Genomic DNA, 16,188 nt, shown 5'->3' with positions numbered 1-16,188 from the left:
CTGCCCACATATCGCCAGCCTTGGCCGTCCGCCACGCTTTGGTCTTTGAAAAGACTAAGAGGCGCGGAGTATAGAAACAGCGGCTGCAAAGCCAGTCTACGCATTCAAATCACAAGTTAATTACTCGGAAAATTGATTCCCATCTACACCGATTCCCGACATTGGTGCTTGTTGCGTAAAACGGCATATCCATATTCCGCACGGTGCTGAAGAAGTCCGCGGCACTGCTGCAGCCTGTGGTCCGGGCTTTGGTCATTCAGCTTTTTTGAATTGAGACCTCAATCCTGCTGAACCTTTTTGCATTCGCCGCTTCATACACTGCATATCAATTTCAGCAGGCCCCCAGTGCCCGCAACCCGCACTTTCTGATTGCAGTTTCCATGAACTCAAGCTCCCGCTACACCGGTACCGCCATCGCCCTGCACTGGGTTCTGGCCCTGGCGCTGATCGGCATCTTCGCCTTTGGTCTCTATATGACAGGCCTGCCTTTCTCGCCCACACGCCTCAAGTACTTCAACTGGCACAAATGGGCGGGCATGACGATTCTGATCCTGTCCGTGCTGCGCCTGGTCTGGCGCGTCACCCACCGGCCGCCGGAACTGCCCGAAGCCGTCACCCGCACCATGCCCGGCTGGCAGCGCATGGCCCACCATGGTGTGCACCACCTGATGTATGCGCTGTTCTTTGCCATCCCGCTGGTTGGATGGATGTACAGCTCGGCCGCAGGCTTTCCCATCGTGCTCTTCGGTCAGTTGCCTCTGCCCGACCTGGTGAGCAAGAGCCCCGAGCTAGCCGAAGCGCTCAAGCCCTGGCATGGCTATCTGGCCTACGCGCTGGCTGCCCTGGTGGTGATGCATATCGCCGCCGTCATCAAGCATCAGATCATTGACCGCGACGGACTGCTGTCACGCATGATTCCAAGCTAGTAGCCCCCCTGAGCGGCTTTGCCGGGGCGGCCACGCCGTCTCCCCCAGGGGGACGACAGCTTTGCTGCGCTGCGGCGCTTGCTGTCTCGCTCCTTCAAGCCGTACCGGCTTTTGAGTTTTTTGTACGTTCATCACAAGGAGTTTTTTGATGAAAATCCTTTTTTCCTCCGCACTGATCGCCACCGCCTTCATAGGCACTGCCGCCCAGGCGGCTCAAGCCCTGGTGCCCGCACAAAGCGCCGTCAACTTTGAAGCCAAGCAGATGGGCGTGCCGCTCAAGGGCCACTTCAAGAAGTTCGACGCCCAGATCGCCTTCGACGCCGCCAAGCCCGAGAGCAGCAAGATCCATTTCACGGTCGATACCGGCAGCGCCACCATGGGCGCCAAGGAAACCGATGCCGAACTGCCCAAGGCAGACTGGTTCAACGTTGCCAAGTTTCCTCAGGCTACCTTCGACTCCAGCGCCGTCAAGGCTCTGGGCGGCGGCAAGTTCCAGGTGGACGGCACGCTGATCATCAAGGGCAATGCACAGAAGGTAAGCCTGCCCGTGACGCTGACCCAGTCCGGAGCCACCACCACGGCCGCCGGCACGCTGGCACTCAAGCGCCTGACCTTCAAGATCGGCGACGGCGACTGGAAGGACACCTCCATGGTGGCCGACGAGGTCAATGTGCAATTCAAGCTGGCTCTGACCGGCGTCGGCAAGCTTTAAGCGTTTTTCGGCTCCAGCCCTTGATGGTCAAGCGCTGATAGCTCATTTTTTGATAGTTCCAATCCCTGAAGGAGTATTCACCATGCGTTCCACTCTGTTCGCCCTGGCCGCTGCGTCCCTGTTTGCCACCGCTGCCCAGGCGGCACCTGCCACTTACGCCATCGACCCCACGCACACGTTCGCGACTTTCGAGATCGATCACTTTGGTGCTTCCACCAACCGTGCGCGCTTCGACAAGAAAAGCGGCACCGTGCAGTTCGACAAGGCAGCCAAGACCGGCAAGGTGGAAGTGACCCTGGACATGACTTCGGTGAACTCCGGCACGCCCGCCTTCAACAAGCACCTGCAAAGCGCCGACATCTTCAACGTGGAGAAATTCCCCGAAGCCAAGTTCGTCTCCGACAAGTTTGTGTTTGACGGCGACAAGCTCAAGGAAGTGACCGGCCAGCTGACCCTGCTGGGCAAGACCGCCCCCATCACCGTCAAGGCCAACAAGTTCACCTGCTACGAAAGCCCCATGCTGCAAAAGCGTGAAGTCTGCGGCGGCGACTTCGAGGCCACCATCGACCGCACCCAGTGGGGCGTGAACTACGGCATCCCCTACGGTTTCCCCAAGGAAGTGCGTCTGGTCCTGCAGATCGAAGCCGTGAAGCAGTAATCCATCCGCAAAGACTCTCGAGTGAAGCCCTTTGCGGGCTCTCTCTTTGGCCTGGCCCGTGCAAACGGTCCGGGCTTTTTTGCGTCTGCACCCCGCCAATTCCCCCAATGAAAATTTACTTTAGGTTAATCAATTACGAATAGTAGAATAATCTCACTCACACAATCGAAGGAGACATCGCATGAGCCAAGCCGCCCCTACCCCGGTTTACTCCCAGCCCCGGCGTGCGGACATGAGCCAGCTGCCCGCACCTGCCTCCGTGCAGCAGCTGCACCACTACGCCTACAAGGCCAAAGATGCGGAAGAGACCCGTCACTTCTACGAGGACATCCTGGGCCTGCCGCTCTATCACATCATCCAGAGCGACTACGTTCCCTCCACCGGCGAGTACTGCCCCTACACCCATTTCTTCTTCCGCCTCAAGGACGGCTCCTTCATCGCCTTCTTCGACATTGGCGACGACGAAGCAGCCCTGCCCTCCCCCAACACGCCCATCTGGATCAATCACATCTCCTTCCGCGTGGACTCCGTGCAGGAACTGGAGAACACCAAGGCCCGTCTGCAGGCCTGCGGCGTGGAAGTACTGGGTGTGACAGACCACCACATCTTCAAGAGCATCTATTTCTTCGACCCCAACGGCATCCGCCTGGAACTGACGGCCCAGTTGGCCGACGAACTGCAGATGCTCAAGGAAAGCAAGACCGCCCATGCACGCCTGGACGAGTGGACAGCACGCAAGGAGCAGTGGCGCAAGGAACGTGCCGAAGGCAAGTCCGGCGCTCCGCTCAAGCCGCAAAGCAACGACCGCCCGGAGTTCGTGCCTCCCGGCACGGTTTAAGAACAGCGCTCCGGGCACCCCAGACGGCTGCTCGTCCAGATCAATATCGAAGCGCGGCAATAAAAAAGGCATCCCCCAGGGATGCCTTTTGTGCTTTGGGCCAGTCAGACGCCGACTCAGGCCTTTTTCACGAACTCCGTCTTCAGGCTCATGGCGCCAAAGCCATCGATCTTGCAGTCGATATCGTGATCCCCATCGACCAGGCGGATGTTCTTCACTTTGGTGCCCACCTTGACCACACCTGCCGAGCCCTTGAGCTTCAGATCCTTGATGACGGTGACGCTATCGCCATCCTGCAGCACATTGCCTACGCTGTCGCGGTAGACCCTGGACTCCGGCTCGCCCGCTGCCTGGGACTCGACGGACCACTCAAGGGCACATTCGGGGCAGACGAACAGGCCTCCATCCTCATAGGTGAACTCGGAACGGCATTGGGGACAGGGGGGAAATGTGCTCATGGGTAATCCTCTCGTTGCGCGGCCGGGCTGCGGAAACCTCCGGGGCCGGTCGCTATCTGCGCCGGGACGGCTCAGGCCATCCTCGTGCATCTGGGCCACGGGGTGGCAAGCCAGGGCTATGGATGCAGTTTACCCGCCCGGTCTTCGCGGCCCTGCTAAAGCCAGTACCCACCTGCGCCGCTCACATGTACCAGATCGCTAGAATCGGTCAATCCGTCTCGAACTATCGACCGCATCCCCAGGGATGCCGTTTTCCTTGACAAGCAAACTATGAGCGACACCCCTGCACAACCCGGCCTGGAGAGCCTGTCCAAATCCTTCGAACCCGCCGCCATCGAGGCCCACTGGGGCCCCGAGTGGGAAAAGCGCGGCTACGGCCACGCCGGCGTGCGCGGCACGGGCAAGCCCGATGCAACCCAGCCCTCGTTCTCCATCCAGCTTCCGCCTCCCAATGTGACCGGCACGCTGCACATGGGCCACGCGTTCAACCAGACCATCATGGACTCGCTGACGCGCTACCACCGCATGAAGGGCTACAACACGGCCTGGATTCCCGGCACCGACCACGCAGGCATTGCCACCCAGATTGTGGTGGAACGCCAGCTGCAGACCCAGGGCGTGAGCCGTTATGACCTGGGCCGCGACGAGTTCACCAAGAAGGTCTGGGAGTGGAAGGAAAAGTCCGGCAACACCATCACCACGCAGATGCGCCGCATGGGCGACACCGTGGACTGGAGCCGCGAGTACTTCACCATGGACGACAAGCTGTCCAAGGTGGTGACCGAGACCTTCGTGAAGCTGTACCAGCAAGGCCTGATCTACCGCGGCAAGCGTCTGGTGAACTGGGATCCGGTGCTGCAGTCGGCCGTGTCCGACCTAGAAGTGGAAAACCAGGAAAAGGATGGCTCGCTCTGGCACATTGCCTACCCGCTGACCAGCGGCGCGGGCAATCTGGTGGTCGCCACCACCCGCCCCGAAACCATGCTGGGCGACGTGGCCGTGATGGTCCACCCAGAAGACGAGCGTTACAAGCACCTGATCGGCCAGACCGTGACCCTGCCGCTGGTGGGCCGCCAGATCCCCATCATCGCCGACGAATACGTGGACCGAGAGTTCGGCACCGGCGTGGTGAAGGTCACGCCTGCCCACGACCAGAACGACTATCAGGTGGGCCAGCGCCACAAGCTGCCCATGATCTGCGTGCTGACGCTGACCGCCAAGATCAACGACGAAGCCCCCGAGAAATACCGCGGCATGGACCGTTTCGTGGCCCGCAAGGCCATCGTCGCCGACCTGGAAGAGCTGGGCCTGATGGTCGAGATCAAGAAGCACAAGCTGATGGTGCCGATCTGCGACCGTACCGGCCAGGTGATCGAGCCCATGCTGACCGATCAATGGTTTATCGCCATGAGCAAGGTCAGCGACCAGGATCCGAGCGGCAAGTCCATCGCCCAGAAGGCCATCGACGCCGTCGCTTCCGGCGAAGTCCAGTTCGTGCCCGAGAACTGGGTCAATACCTACAACCAGTGGATGAACAACATCCAGGACTGGTGCATCTCGCGCCAGCTCTGGTGGGGCCACCAGATTCCAGCCTGGTATGACGAAGAAGGCAATATCTATGTTGCCAAGAACGAAGCAGAAGCCCAGGCGCAGGCCCCCGGCAAGAAGCTGACCCGCGATGCCGACGTGCTGGACACCTGGTACTCCTCTGCCATGGTGCCGTTCAGCACCATGGGCTGGCCCGAGCAGGGCAATGCCGCCGACGATGACTACAACCTCTACCTGCCCTCTTCGGTGCTGGTGACGGGTTACGACATCATCTTCTTCTGGGTCGCTCGCATGATCATGATGAGCACGCACTTCACCGGTCGCGTGCCGTTCAAGCATGTCTACATCCACGGCTTGGTGCGCGATGCACAGGGCAAGAAGATGAGCAAGTCCGAAGGCAATGTGCTGGACCCGGTCGATCTGATCGACGGCATCTCGCTGGAGCCGCTGCTGGAAAAGCGCACCACCGGCTTGCGCAAGCCCGAGACCGCGCCCCAGGTGCGCAAGAACACGCAAAAGGAATTCCCGGAAGGCATTCCCGCCTACGGCGCCGATGCACTGCGTTTCACCTTTGCGGCCCTGGCCTCGCTGGGCCGCAGCATCAACTTCGACAGCAAGCGCTGCGAGGGCTACCGTAACTTCTGCAACAAGCTCTGGAATGCTTCGCGCTTTGTGCTGATGAACTGCGAAGGCCATGACTGCGGCCTGGCTCCTCACACCAAGGAACAATGCCAGCCCGGCGGCGAGTTCGCCGGCTATATGCAATTCAGCCAGCCCGACCGCTGGATCGCCTCACAGCTGCAGAAGGTCGAGGCCGAAGTGGCCAAGGGCTTTGCCGAATTCCGCCTGGACAATGTCGCCAACACGATTTACGACTTCGTCTGGAACGAGTTCTGCGACTGGTACCTGGAAATCGCCAAGGTGCAGATCCAGATCGGCAACGAAGCCCAGCAGCGCGCCACCCGCCGCACGCTGATCCGTACGCTGGAAGCGATTCTGCGTCTGGCCCACCCCATCATTCCGTTTGTGACGGAAGAACTGTGGCAGCAGGTTGCGCCCGTGGCCGGCCTCAAGGGCGACTCCATCGCTGTGGCACGCTACCCCGAAGCTCAGCCCGAGAAGATCGACGAAGCATCGATTGCCTACGTGGCCCGCATCAAGCAGATGGTGGACGCTTGCCGTGCCCTGCGCGGCGAGATGGGTGTATCGCCCGCCCAGCGCCTACCACTGCTGGCCGTGGCCGGCAATGCCGATGATTCGGCCTTCCTGCGCGCCAATGCCGACGTGCTCAAGAACCTGGCCAAGCTCAGCGAAGTCAAGGTGTTTGATGACGAAGCTGCCTGGGCCGCCGCGGCTCAAGCCTCGCCCGTGAACGTGATGGGCGATATCCGTCTGGCGCTGTTCGTGGAGATCGACGTGGAAGCCGAAAAGGCCCGCCTGAGCAAGGAAGCCAAGCGTCTGGAAGGTGAAATCGTGAAAGCCAATGGCAAGCTGAGCAACGAAGCCTTCTGCGCCAAGGCGCCCGCCGCCGTGCTGGAGCAGGAGCGCAAGCGTCTGGCCGACTTTGGCGCGACGCTGACACGCATCAACGAGCAACTGGCTCGCCTCGGTTAAACACCGCTAAACTGCCTGATAAAACAAGGCGCAGGCAACTGCGCCTTTTTTCCATCCAGAAAAGACAAGCACATGAGCAATCAAACCCGCGTCCGCAAAGCCGTGTTCCCCGTTGCAGGTCTGGGCACCCGTTTTCTGCCCGCCACCAAAGCTTCGCCCAAAGAGATGCTGCCTGTCGTGGACAAGCCACTGATCCAGTACGCTGTGGAAGAGGCTTACGAGGCCGGCATCCGCGACATGGTCTTTGTCACCGGTCGCAGCAAGCGGGCCATCGAAGACCATTTCGACACCTCCTACGAACTCGAGAATGAACTCGAGAATGCCGGCAAACAGGCCATGCTGGATCTGGTGCGCAGCGTCAGCCCGGCCGATATGAACTGCCTGTTCGTGCGCCAGCCCCGCTCCCTGGGCCTGGGTCATGCCGTGCTGTGCGCAGAGCCTCTGGTGGGGAACGAGCCCTTTGCCGTGATTCTGGCCGACGACCTGATGACCGGAGAGAATGGCGGCCCCGGCGTGATGGCACAGATGACGGCCGCCTTCCAGAAGCAGGGCCGCTCGCTGCTGGCCGTGCAGGAAGTGCCGCTGGAGCACACCAAGCGCTACGGCATCGTCAAGGGCGAGCCTGCGGGCGGACCGCTGATGCGTATCGACGAGATCGTGGAAAAGCCCGCTCCGGAAAAAGCCCCGTCGCGCATGGGCGTGGCCGGCCGCTATGTACTGACCCCGGCCATCTTCGACCAGATCCGCAACCAGCCCCAGGGCGTAGGTGGAGAGATACAGCTGACCGATGCCATTGAGCGCCTGATGCAGCACGAGGCCGTCTACGCCTTCCAGTACGCAGGCAAACGCTATGACTGCGGCAGCAAGGAAGGCTTTCTGCAGGCGACGGTGGAACTGGCGCTGCAGCACCCCGATGTGGGCGACAGCTTTCGCGAGTACCTCAAGAACTTGAGCCTCTAAGCCCGGCCCCCCAAGCCCCTGATGACAAAGGCCTGCAAATGCAGGCCTTTGTCACTTCAAGCACCGGTCTTCAACGTCGGCGCAGGATATGGATGAATTCATCACCGACCGTCTGCTGCTCCACCAGTTCATTGCCGGTCTGCTTGGCAAAGGCCTGGAAGTCCCGGATGGAGCCGGTATCCGTGGCCACGACCTTGAGCAACTGACCGCTTTGCATGGCAGCCAGTGCTTTCTTGGCCTTGAGAATGGGCAGCGGACAGTTCAGGCCGCGGGTGTCAACTTCTTGGTCTACGTGCATGGGGTGGATTCCTCGTCTGCACCGATTGTAGAAAAACCGGGCGCTGCGAGTGCCAGCGCGGTCTTTGCTCAAACCAGAGCCGGGGCCACCGTAAAGCGCGGGTCCTCAGCCCAGCGTCGCACAGGCCATTTGGCGGGATCAGGCTCGGGATTCTGACCGGGACGGAAAGCACCAAAGCGCGGCTCAAAGCCTTTTTGCTTGATCCACTCGGCCAGCGCGTAGCCCGTGCCCGCAGGCCAGCACAGCGACTCCTCGGCCGTCTGCCAACGATACTCCAGCAGCTCCGGAGAAAGCCTCACGTCTTCGGGCCTGCCTTCCACGCGTACATGGTAGGCAATCAGCACCTGATTCATGCGCAGAAACTCCGAGCAGCACAGCAGACGCAGCGCTTTCACGCGCAGCCCTGTTTCTTCGAGCACCTCGCGACAGATTCCGGCTTCGGGCGATTCACCGGCCTCCATAAAGCCTGTGATCAGGCCGAAAACGCCCTCCTGCCACAGCGCATTTCGCGCCAGCAGCACACGCCCATCGTCACCTTCCACTACGGCCGCGAGCACCGGCGTGGGATTGCCCCAATGCGTGAACCCGCAATTCGGGCAACGCAGACGCTGTACCTCGCCGCTGTCCTCGCTGGCCACAATCCATTGCAGCTCGGTCGCGCAGTTGGAACAAAAGCGGACTTCATAAGCCATGAGGCTCTCCGTATTCTTCAGGACTTACGCAAAACGGGTTCAGGCGAGGCGTCTGTCTCATAAGGCAGGCCGCTGTTGCAATCTTGTTTGCGTCAGTCCTATTCTTGATATTGATAGCAGTCAGCGCTTGATGGATAAGCGCTGCCTGTCATTTGGAGCTTTGATTCACTTTTGCGCTATCACGCAAAAGACATGGCTCATGCCGGGAACACGCCCGTAGAGAGGTAACGATCACCGCGGTCGCAAACCACAAACACGATGGTGGCGTTCTGCTCGCGCTTGGCAATCTCCTGGGCCACCCATAATGCACCGGCGGCCGAGATGCCTGCGAAGATGCCCTCTTCGCGCGCCATGCGGCGGGCCATGTCCTCGGCATCGTCCTGAGACACATAGACCAGCTCGTCGACCAGCGAAGCGTCATAGATCTTGGGCAGATATTCCTCGGGCCATTTGCGGATTCCAGGAATGCGCGAGCCCTCGGAAGGCTGAGCGCCGATGATCTTGATGTTCGGGTTCTTTTCCTTGAGGAACTTGGCCACGCCGGTAATGGTTCCGGTGGTGCCCATGGCGCTCACAAAGTGGGTGATCTCGCCACCGGTTTGCTCCCAAAGCTCCGGGCCTGTGGTTTCGTAGTGGGCCCGCGGGTTGTCGGGGTTGGCAAACTGGTCCAGCAACACGCCCTTGCCCTGCGCCACCATCTGGTCAGCCAGATCGCGCGCATATTCCATGCCGCCGCTCTTGGGCGTCAGAATCAGTTCGGCACCGTAGGCCTTCATGGTCTGGGCGCGTTCGATGGACAGATCCTCGGGCATGATCAGAATCATGCGATAGCCCTTGATGGCAGCAGCCATGGCCAAGGCAATGCCCGTATTGCCCGACGTTGCCTCGATCAGTGCATCGCCCGGCTTGATTTCACCGCGCTCTTCAGCACGCTGGATCATGGACAGCGCAGGCCGGTCCTTGACGGAGCCGGCCGGGTTGTTGCCTTCGAGCTTGCCCAGCACTACGTTTGCACGTTCGCGGTTGGCATCCGCGCCGATGCGTTGCAATGCCACCAGCGGCGTGTGACCGATAGCATGTTCGATGGTCGAATAAGTTTTCATGTCCAATACTGTGCCATAATTCGCGTCTGCGCTAAGCGAAGCCCGGGTGGTGAAATTGGTAGACGCAGGGGACTCAAAATCCCCCGCCGCAAGGCGTGCCGGTTCGATTCCGGCCCCGGGCACCACATACTGAAAGCCGTTAAGTTTCAAAGACTTGACGGCTTTTCTTTTTACCGGTTTGACTCGTGTTTCCCTGCGACAATCATGGTTGATTAATGGGCCGTTCGTGAAAATGACTGCAAGCTCATGACGCAATTTGAGGTCAATTAGCTAAGCCTCGCGCTAGCTCCGCCAGCAAGTTAACAAGCGCAAGGCCGTGTGCGTCCGGGCTTGTTCAATGCCTGGCATCTCGATTGAAATCACGCGGCGCCCGTCTTGCTCGGGTTGTGGGACGGGCTCTGCACCGAGCTGCTGCACGACATCCGATCCGCGAGCCTGCGCACGATTTCTGCCAGTTCAGAAGATGAAGTAACGCCGAAGCCACCGGTAGCGAAGAGCCAGGAAAACAGACTCGCGCGCAGTCTCTGCGCGATAGATGCGGCTTCGCAGCCAGCCGGACCAAGGAAACTGATGAAGCGGGAGAACTGCTGGATCACGGCAATGCGGACATCGATTGCGTGGCCTGCACCGGGCGAAAAGATTGAAAACCTGGCAAAGCGACTGACAGTTGGCGGCCCGGCATTGCACTATCAAAAAATATCAAGCCTAATATTTCAGAATCGATTTCTCTTCTAATTGTTCCTGTAAGAAAATTCGCTTTCATGGATTTTAAAGACTCTGCGGTCAACAATATTTAAATGATACCTTTCAATACCGCATATCTGACAGCCTGCGCCCTGGTTCTGACTTGCATTTTTCGGTAAATGTTTTTCACATGCGTTGATACCGTCAATGTGCTTATTTTCAAGTAGGAGCCAATCTCGTGTGTTCTTTTTCCTTGAGCGATCAATCGCAAAACCTCTTTTTCTCTTTCGGTCAATGGCTCGTAGTTCTTATATTCAAGAGGATTTTCTTCAGGAATGGAGGTTTGAAATATCTTGGGAAGAATTTTCTTCGCAACTATTGGAGATATAGAGGCCCCACCATTGGCCACTTCCAGAACGGCTTGCGAATAACTTCCAAACCATGAGTTTTTCAGCAGATATCCCACAACACCTTTTTTAAAAGCATCCATGGCAACATCGTCTTTTTCACTGGAAGATATTGCAATACTCAACACACCGGGCATTCTCAATTGGACCCAATCCAGTAAATCAGCCCCCTGCCCTTCGCTGAGAGAGAGATCAATGAGGAGCACATCGAACTCCTGCACAAAGATGCTCTTGCGCGCCTCCCGGTAGCTGGAAGCTTGCCCTACCAGGATGGTCCGAGGGTCTCGCATGAGCTCCTGCGAGATCACATTCCTGATATGACTGTCTTCGTCAACCAGAAAAACTCGCACTGGCTGGCTCTTCTGGCCCTTCATGTCAGATGGCCACATATGTCCCAGAACTGAGGACGTGACTTCGGCGCCGCCTGCATCAAAGCGTGGCCCCTTGGATGAGTCGGAGAGGTACATGTGACACCCCATCTGGTGTAAAGGAAAGTTAAAAATTCCCCAGAAAAATAAAATCTCATCTCGAAAAAATCCATTGAAAACTCATAAAGAAAAATTAAGTTTATTTTCTTACAATTTTTCACTTGATAAATAGGTATTAATTTTCAGCTGCCGATAAAAATTAGATAGAAACCCTTTGGTTTTGAAACACAAGAAATAATATAAAAATGAAATAAAGATTACTTTTTCTAACACTGTAAGAATTTTTCGCCAAATACTATATTTTTAATAGCAATGATTGCAATCGTCACGTGGAAATATTCATTTATTTCAAATGAAAATCTTCCCTGAAAAATACCTTCAAAAAGGGTATTACCGTTTACACATCGTTTTCTGAAACTGCTTCCAACCGAAAGCGTGTTTTGGGAAGTAACTTAAAACTCCAAAACATGATGGCGGTTAACACTGGCCTTTGCTTAATACCGAGCACTGGTCTTTCGCTCACACACTCTCAGTTGTCTGAGAACTCGCTATTCAAAGGAACGATCATGAAAAAGTCTCTGATTGCCATGGCGGTTATTGCGTTGGCTGGTGTTGCATCTGCTGCAGTGAGCGGCTCAAGCATCGCTGCCACAAACACGACGTCAAGTGCATCTTCGGCAACGGTCTCGGGCGCGGCCAGTTCGGGCAACGGTGCCGCGCTGAGCATGAATAGCGCCACCTCCGGTGCAACTTCCAACGCCAATGCAGCTGGGGGCGGTATTGCTGTCGGCCCTTACGGTGCAGGCGGCGCCGCGGTCAGTGGTGGCGCAACGACCTACGGTAATGTGAAGAGCCTGTCTGCCACTTCGGGCAACGCTGTTGCCGGTGGCGGTGCTGCGACCAATGCCAACGCAGGTTCTGCAGCTCTCGCTGGCTATAGCGCCGGCCCCGTCAGCGGCGGCGCAGCTGGCGTGGCCACTTCGCACACAGCCAACCAGGTCGCTACTGGCGCTGGCCCTGGCGGTGGACTGTCCTATGTGAATAGCAATGCTGGAACCACCTCCGGCTATGGTGCAACTTCGGCCGCTATCTCGGGCCCTGGCGGTGCCTGGACCAACACCGGATCGGGTGCAACCTCGGTGGGTACCGTCCATCAGAACGCTGGAGCCTTTGGCAACGCTGGTTACTTCTCTAACGGCGGCGGCACTTCCGGTACTGCTGGTGCAGGCTCTACCGCCAATGCCAACTAAAGCAGAAGTCCCAAGATAGTCGTGTTTGTCCCGGGCCTGGCTGCATGGCCGGGCTCGGGCAACGTAGGAGCCTAGCATGAAACTCTCAATAGCTCTGTTAAGTCTTTGCGTTCCTTTGTGCAGTTATGCGCAAAGTGCCGACAGCAGCGCGCAAAGCTCCTCCAGCTCCTCATCCGTGGGGGCCCAGCAAAATCAATCGGTCACCATTGTCAATCCGGTTGCGGCTCCTGCGGAGAGTCGGTCGGTGTCCACAATGGATAGCAGGTCCACCTCGACTTCCGATCAGAACATTACAACGAACGGAACGACAACCCAGAACCTGAACAGTACGGTGTCCGGGACTTCCAAGAACATCGTGGAGTACACGGGCACTTACACCATGAAGAACGTTCCCAGCGTGAATGGCCCCAACCTCACGACCAGCAACGACACCTGCATGGGCAGCAGCAGCGGCAGTGCCAACGGTCCCGGCTTTGGCGTGAGCTTCGGCACGACCTGGACGGACGAGCATTGCAAGCGCCTGAAAATGAGCCGCGAACTCTGGAACAAGGGCATGAAGGCCGCCTCGCTGGCGATGGACTGCATGGACCCGGCAGCGCGCGTGGCCCTGGAGATCACGGGCTCGAAATGCCCGCAGTCCATGACTGCAGACGAGCGCCGAAACAACTACGGACCGGATGCGTCGGCACAAGGCAGCCCGAATCCTGCTGCGCCGCCTGCAGAGGCTCAGTCCAGCCTGGCACCTGAAGTCACTCGCCCCTCGGTTGTCACCTCCGTGATGGATGATCCACGTACAGCGCAGCTGTATGACAATTAGTAGGCGTGATTCCTAATCTAGGAGGCCGCTATGGGCAAGACTCTAGCTCTTTTAGCGATGGCACTATGTGGCGCTTCCTCTCTGGCAGCACCCGATTCCAGGGCGGTCAATGAACCGTTGAGCATTCAGCGCCAGATCTTCGGAAGTGGCGAGCAAGGTGCGACGGGATCGCAGCAAGCCGAGCCAGTGGGTGACTATGGCGTCTGGCATGTGCCCCAGTACCTGCCCGGTTACCCGACGGCAGCAACGATCTGGCCTCGCGCCATCCCTGTGAAGTGCAAGGACAGGCAGTGCGAGGGCTATGTGATCACCCCGCAGATGGGGCCAGGTGAGTACCTGTTTTTCGTGCCTACAAGCGAGTAGGCCGCTCAAAGCCATTACAGCGCAACAGCATTTCCATTGTGCTGACCGACAGTCAAGCAACCAGGGCGGGCTCACCCTCCCTGGTTGTTTTTGCATCGCACAAATACGCTCTCATCGGGTACTGACAGCAGCAACCCGCATACCCTCAGGCAATGCAAGCCAGGCGAGACAGCACGCCCGATCTCATTCGGCGCCAGGTGTTTTTTGCCAGAAGAGAGCCTAAAGCAATTCCAGCGCCCCAATATGGGCTACAATCCGCCTCCCCATGGACAAGCGCCAGGGTCCAGGAATCTCATGCTTTCAAGGCATGTCCCTGATTCCGGGCATATCCGGCCCAGAGCTAGCTTCGCTAGCGCAGCCTCCTTTCTCCGTGTGAGAAACCGGAGCATCCAATACGCCACAGACACCTGTCTTTCCCGGCTTGATAAGGCTGGGCCGGTCTTATTCGCTCATTTTTTCGAAGTTGCACAGCCGCTGTGCATAACTTTGCCCAATCTGGTGCATCCACCTGCTCTCGGATCTCATGTCTGGTCGGGATCGCACCCTTGTTCCCTACAGATGTCGATTCGCTCCGAGCGAGCTGCGCATGCCTGTCTCCAGGATCTTTTCCCTCTCAAAGATCTGATTTGAGCACCACCAAAGCTGGACTGTCAGCCAGACCTGTCGCTGTCAATCCTCGCAAGCCTGGCTTGATTCAGATCATAAAAAAATCGCTGTTCATGACAGCGATTTTTTTCCACAGTTCATGTGGACAAGATTGTGGACATTCAGTGGAATCCTGGTGACAAAGGCTCACAAGCCCTTGTGCTTGCAGCCCGAAAGGTAGGTTGCCTTCAAATCAGGCAACTGCAACCCAGGGGTTAACCCTTGAGCTTTTCAGAGCTGGCGCCGGATCACCATACGCCCCGACTCGGTGATATGCCAATGCTTGTCTGCATCCTGCTCCACCAGCCCCCGCTCCAGCAGGCGCCTGGAGAGATACTCCTTTGCCGCAGACCACAAGGAGACATCCTCGCCCAACTCCAGCTTCTTGAGTGTTTCCAATTCATCGACCGTAGGTTCATACACAGGTGCGCGATAGACTGCGGTTTGCATGGTGACTTCTCCTAAGCTCGTGCGATGACTGGCCGCTTCGGCTCCGAAGCGCCTGAGATCCAAGATAAACCTGTCATCCGCGACACGCAATAGTTACCCGCCTGCTTTACCTTTATTCACCCAACCCATACCCCCCCCTTACAGAGTTGGCAGCCTGGCAACAGGCTGCCAACTCATTATTCAGGAGCGAACCACCTTTATGCTGTATGCGCTTGCCGTACTTTTTGCCTTTCAGCTACTGGGGGAGTTCCTGGCCCGCGTCACGGGCTTGCCTCTGCCCGGCGCGCTGATCGGCACCCTGCTTTTGCTGCTGGGCCTGCTGTTTTACAAACGCCTACCCAAGACACTGGAAGACACGGCTCAGGTGTTGTTGCAGAACATGATGCTGCTTTTCATCCCCGTCATTGCGGGCGTGATGCTGGAATTCGACCATCTGCGCCGCGAATGGCTGCCGTTTGTTCTGGCCTGCATCGCCGGAGCTGCCATCACATTCACCGCGACTGCCCTCACCTTCCGCTTCTGCCTGCAGCGCCAGCGCACTCGCAAGCAGGATGACGAGTCCGCCGCAAAGCAGGAGGCCAGCGTATGAGCACCTCACTGCTTGAACGTCTGCACACCGCCTGGCTGAGCCTGGCCGAAGGCTCGCCCCTGCCCTGGCTGGTGCTGACCATGCTGGTCTATATGGCGGCCATGGCCATCTACAAAAAAAGCGGCAACCGCCCCATGCTGATACCGGTGTTCACGGGCGTGGTCGTCATCGTCGCCATTCTGATGATCACGGGCACACCTTATGCGACCTACCGCAGCGGCGTCTCCCTGCTGGGCCTGATGATAGGGCCGGCCACCGTGGCACTGGCCATCCCGCTGTACGCCCAGCGCGAACGCATCAGCCAACTGTGGCTGCCCATCAGCGTGGCACTGCTGGTGGGCTGCCTGGTCGCGCTGCTTTCAGCCCTGGGCATTGCCTGGGCTTTCGGCGGCTCTCAAGCCACGCTGATCGCCGTGGCCCCCAAGTCGGCCACCATTCCCATCGCCCTGCCCATGACCGAGCGTTTTGGCGGAACACCCTCGCTGGCCGCCGTGGCCGTGGCCATTACCGGCATCAGCGGCACCATGATGGCACCGCTGCTGTGCCGCGTCCTGCGTCTCAAGGACCCGGCAGTCCAAGGCTTTGCCATCGGGCTCACGGCCCATGCCATTGGCACGGCACGCGCCATTCAGCTCAACCCCACGGCCGGCGCGTTCTCCGCTCTGGCCATGGGCCTGAACGGCGTGGCCACGGCCGTGCTGATGCCACTGGTGCTGGCCATTACCCCCTGGATTTAAAAACAATAGCT

General features: G+C 58.4%; 19 protein-coding genes and 1 tRNA gene. 12 read left to right on the top strand and 8 right to left on the bottom strand.

Translation table 11 applies throughout. The features are described 5' to 3' along the window. Window positions 1-380: 380 nt before the first annotated feature. The 4 genes from DJFAAGMI_RS23400 (at window position 381) to DJFAAGMI_RS23385 (ending at window position 3,134) form a co-directional block, all read left to right on the top strand. Window positions 381-926 (top strand): cytochrome b, encoded by a 546-nt coding sequence (locus DJFAAGMI_RS23400; protein WP_211459563.1) that lies wholly within the window; start codon window positions 381-383, stop codon window positions 924-926. 148 nt (window positions 927-1,074) lie between these two features. Beyond that, window positions 1,075-1,638 (top strand): YceI family protein, encoded by a 564-nt coding sequence (locus DJFAAGMI_RS23395; protein WP_211459562.1) that lies wholly within the window; start codon window positions 1,075-1,077, stop codon window positions 1,636-1,638. Between the two features lie 82 nt (window positions 1,639-1,720). Further along, window positions 1,721-2,296, top strand: a complete 576-nt coding sequence (locus tag DJFAAGMI_RS23390; RefSeq protein ID WP_003052814.1) for a YceI family protein — start codon at window positions 1,721-1,723, stop codon at window positions 2,294-2,296. 181 nt (window positions 2,297-2,477) lie between these two features. Further along, a complete protein-coding gene (locus DJFAAGMI_RS23385) occupies window positions 2,478-3,134 on the top strand; it encodes a VOC family protein (RefSeq protein ID WP_052223874.1) in 657 nt (218 codons plus the stop codon). Between the two features lie 116 nt (window positions 3,135-3,250). Here DJFAAGMI_RS23385 and DJFAAGMI_RS23380 read toward each other — a convergent pair whose 3' ends face one another. After that, window positions 3,251-3,592, bottom strand: coding sequence for a zinc ribbon domain-containing protein YjdM (locus DJFAAGMI_RS23380; protein ID WP_211459560.1), 342 nt, complete (start codon window positions 3,590-3,592; stop codon window positions 3,251-3,253). A 270-nt stretch (window positions 3,593-3,862) separates the two neighbouring features. On the opposite strand from DJFAAGMI_RS23380, the gene DJFAAGMI_RS23375 reads away from it, so the two are divergent. Continuing rightward, a complete protein-coding gene (locus tag DJFAAGMI_RS23375; RefSeq protein ID WP_211459558.1) occupies window positions 3,863-6,754 on the top strand; it encodes a valine--tRNA ligase in 2,892 nt (963 codons plus the stop codon). 72 nt (window positions 6,755-6,826) lie between these two features. Beyond that, the gene (gene galU, locus DJFAAGMI_RS23370; RefSeq protein WP_003052802.1) at window positions 6,827-7,714 is read left to right on the top strand and encodes a UTP--glucose-1-phosphate uridylyltransferase GalU; all 888 of its coding nucleotides are present in this window, start codon (window positions 6,827-6,829) and stop codon (window positions 7,712-7,714) included. 70 nt (window positions 7,715-7,784) lie between these two features. Here galU and DJFAAGMI_RS23365 read toward each other — a convergent pair whose 3' ends face one another. The 3 genes from DJFAAGMI_RS23365 to cysM form a co-directional block, all read right to left on the bottom strand. Then, window positions 7,785-8,012 (bottom strand): sulfurtransferase TusA family protein, encoded by a 228-nt coding sequence (locus tag DJFAAGMI_RS23365; protein ID WP_003052800.1) that lies wholly within the window; start codon window positions 8,010-8,012, stop codon window positions 7,785-7,787. 68 nt (window positions 8,013-8,080) lie between these two features. Beyond that, a complete protein-coding gene (locus tag DJFAAGMI_RS23360; RefSeq protein WP_211459556.1) occupies window positions 8,081-8,704 on the bottom strand; it encodes an NUDIX domain-containing protein in 624 nt (207 codons plus the stop codon). Between the two features lie 197 nt (window positions 8,705-8,901). Continuing rightward, on the bottom strand, window positions 8,902-9,807 hold the full coding sequence (gene cysM / locus DJFAAGMI_RS23355) for a cysteine synthase CysM (RefSeq protein ID WP_003052795.1): 906 nt from the start codon (window positions 9,805-9,807) through the stop codon (window positions 8,902-8,904). Window positions 9,808-9,847: 40 nt separating this feature from the next. On the opposite strand from cysM, the gene DJFAAGMI_RS23350 reads away from it, so the two are divergent. Next, window positions 9,848-9,932: transfer RNA gene (locus tag DJFAAGMI_RS23350), tRNA-Leu, on the top strand. Between the two features lie 467 nt (window positions 9,933-10,399). Here the strand turns inward: DJFAAGMI_RS23350 and DJFAAGMI_RS23345 are convergent. The 3 genes from DJFAAGMI_RS23345 to DJFAAGMI_RS25225 form a co-directional block, all read right to left on the bottom strand. Continuing rightward, window positions 10,400-10,570 carry a hypothetical protein gene (locus DJFAAGMI_RS23345; RefSeq protein ID WP_211459554.1) on the bottom strand — a complete coding sequence of 57 codons (171 nt, stop codon included), beginning with the start codon at window positions 10,568-10,570 and terminating at the stop codon, window positions 10,400-10,402. 30 nt (window positions 10,571-10,600) lie between these two features. Continuing rightward, on the bottom strand, window positions 10,601-11,365 hold the full coding sequence (locus tag DJFAAGMI_RS23340; protein WP_211459552.1) for a LuxR C-terminal-related transcriptional regulator: 765 nt from the start codon (window positions 11,363-11,365) through the stop codon (window positions 10,601-10,603). Between the two features lie 490 nt (window positions 11,366-11,855). Beyond that, window positions 11,856-12,035: a hypothetical protein gene (locus DJFAAGMI_RS25225; protein ID WP_349305270.1), complete on the bottom strand. Its 180-nt coding sequence runs from the start codon at window positions 12,033-12,035 to the stop codon at window positions 11,856-11,858. Between DJFAAGMI_RS25225 and DJFAAGMI_RS23335 the strand changes: the two genes are divergently transcribed. From DJFAAGMI_RS23335 to DJFAAGMI_RS23325, 3 genes are all read left to right on the top strand, one after another. Next, complete coding sequence (locus DJFAAGMI_RS23335; protein ID WP_349305269.1) at window positions 11,953-12,576, top strand: hypothetical protein; 624 nt, start codon at window positions 11,953-11,955, stop codon at window positions 12,574-12,576. The genes DJFAAGMI_RS25225 and DJFAAGMI_RS23335 overlap by 83 nt on opposite strands. Window positions 12,577-12,829: 253 nt before the next feature. Next, window positions 12,830-13,393: a hypothetical protein gene (locus DJFAAGMI_RS23330; protein WP_249334751.1), complete on the top strand. Its 564-nt coding sequence runs from the start codon at window positions 12,830-12,832 to the stop codon at window positions 13,391-13,393. Between the two features lie 30 nt (window positions 13,394-13,423). Continuing rightward, a complete protein-coding gene (locus DJFAAGMI_RS23325; protein WP_211459546.1) occupies window positions 13,424-13,756 on the top strand; it encodes a hypothetical protein in 333 nt (110 codons plus the stop codon). Between the two features lie 876 nt (window positions 13,757-14,632). Here DJFAAGMI_RS23325 and DJFAAGMI_RS23320 read toward each other — a convergent pair. Beyond that, window positions 14,633-14,851 carry a hypothetical protein gene (locus tag DJFAAGMI_RS23320; RefSeq protein WP_211459544.1) on the bottom strand — a complete coding sequence of 73 codons (219 nt, stop codon included), beginning with the start codon at window positions 14,849-14,851 and terminating at the stop codon, window positions 14,633-14,635. 199 nt (window positions 14,852-15,050) lie between these two features. On the opposite strand from DJFAAGMI_RS23320, the gene DJFAAGMI_RS23315 reads away from it, so the two are divergent. Together DJFAAGMI_RS23315 and DJFAAGMI_RS23310 are read left to right on the top strand one after the other, a co-directional pair. Continuing rightward, complete coding sequence (locus tag DJFAAGMI_RS23315) at window positions 15,051-15,440, top strand: CidA/LrgA family protein (RefSeq protein ID WP_211459542.1); 390 nt, start codon at window positions 15,051-15,053, stop codon at window positions 15,438-15,440. Next, window positions 15,437-16,177, top strand: a complete 741-nt coding sequence (locus DJFAAGMI_RS23310) for an LrgB family protein (protein ID WP_211459540.1) — start codon at window positions 15,437-15,439, stop codon at window positions 16,175-16,177. Before DJFAAGMI_RS23315 ends, DJFAAGMI_RS23310 begins: the two co-directional genes overlap by 4 nt. The last annotated feature ends 11 nt before the right edge of the window (window positions 16,178-16,188 follow it).

The sequence above is a fragment of the Comamonas brasiliensis genome (assembly GCF_018292285.1).
Lineage (GTDB): Bacteria > Pseudomonadota > Gammaproteobacteria > Burkholderiales > Burkholderiaceae_C > Comamonas > Comamonas brasiliensis.
Note: the sequence above shows the minus strand (reverse complement) of the source record. Positions and strands in the feature narration are given on the sequence as shown.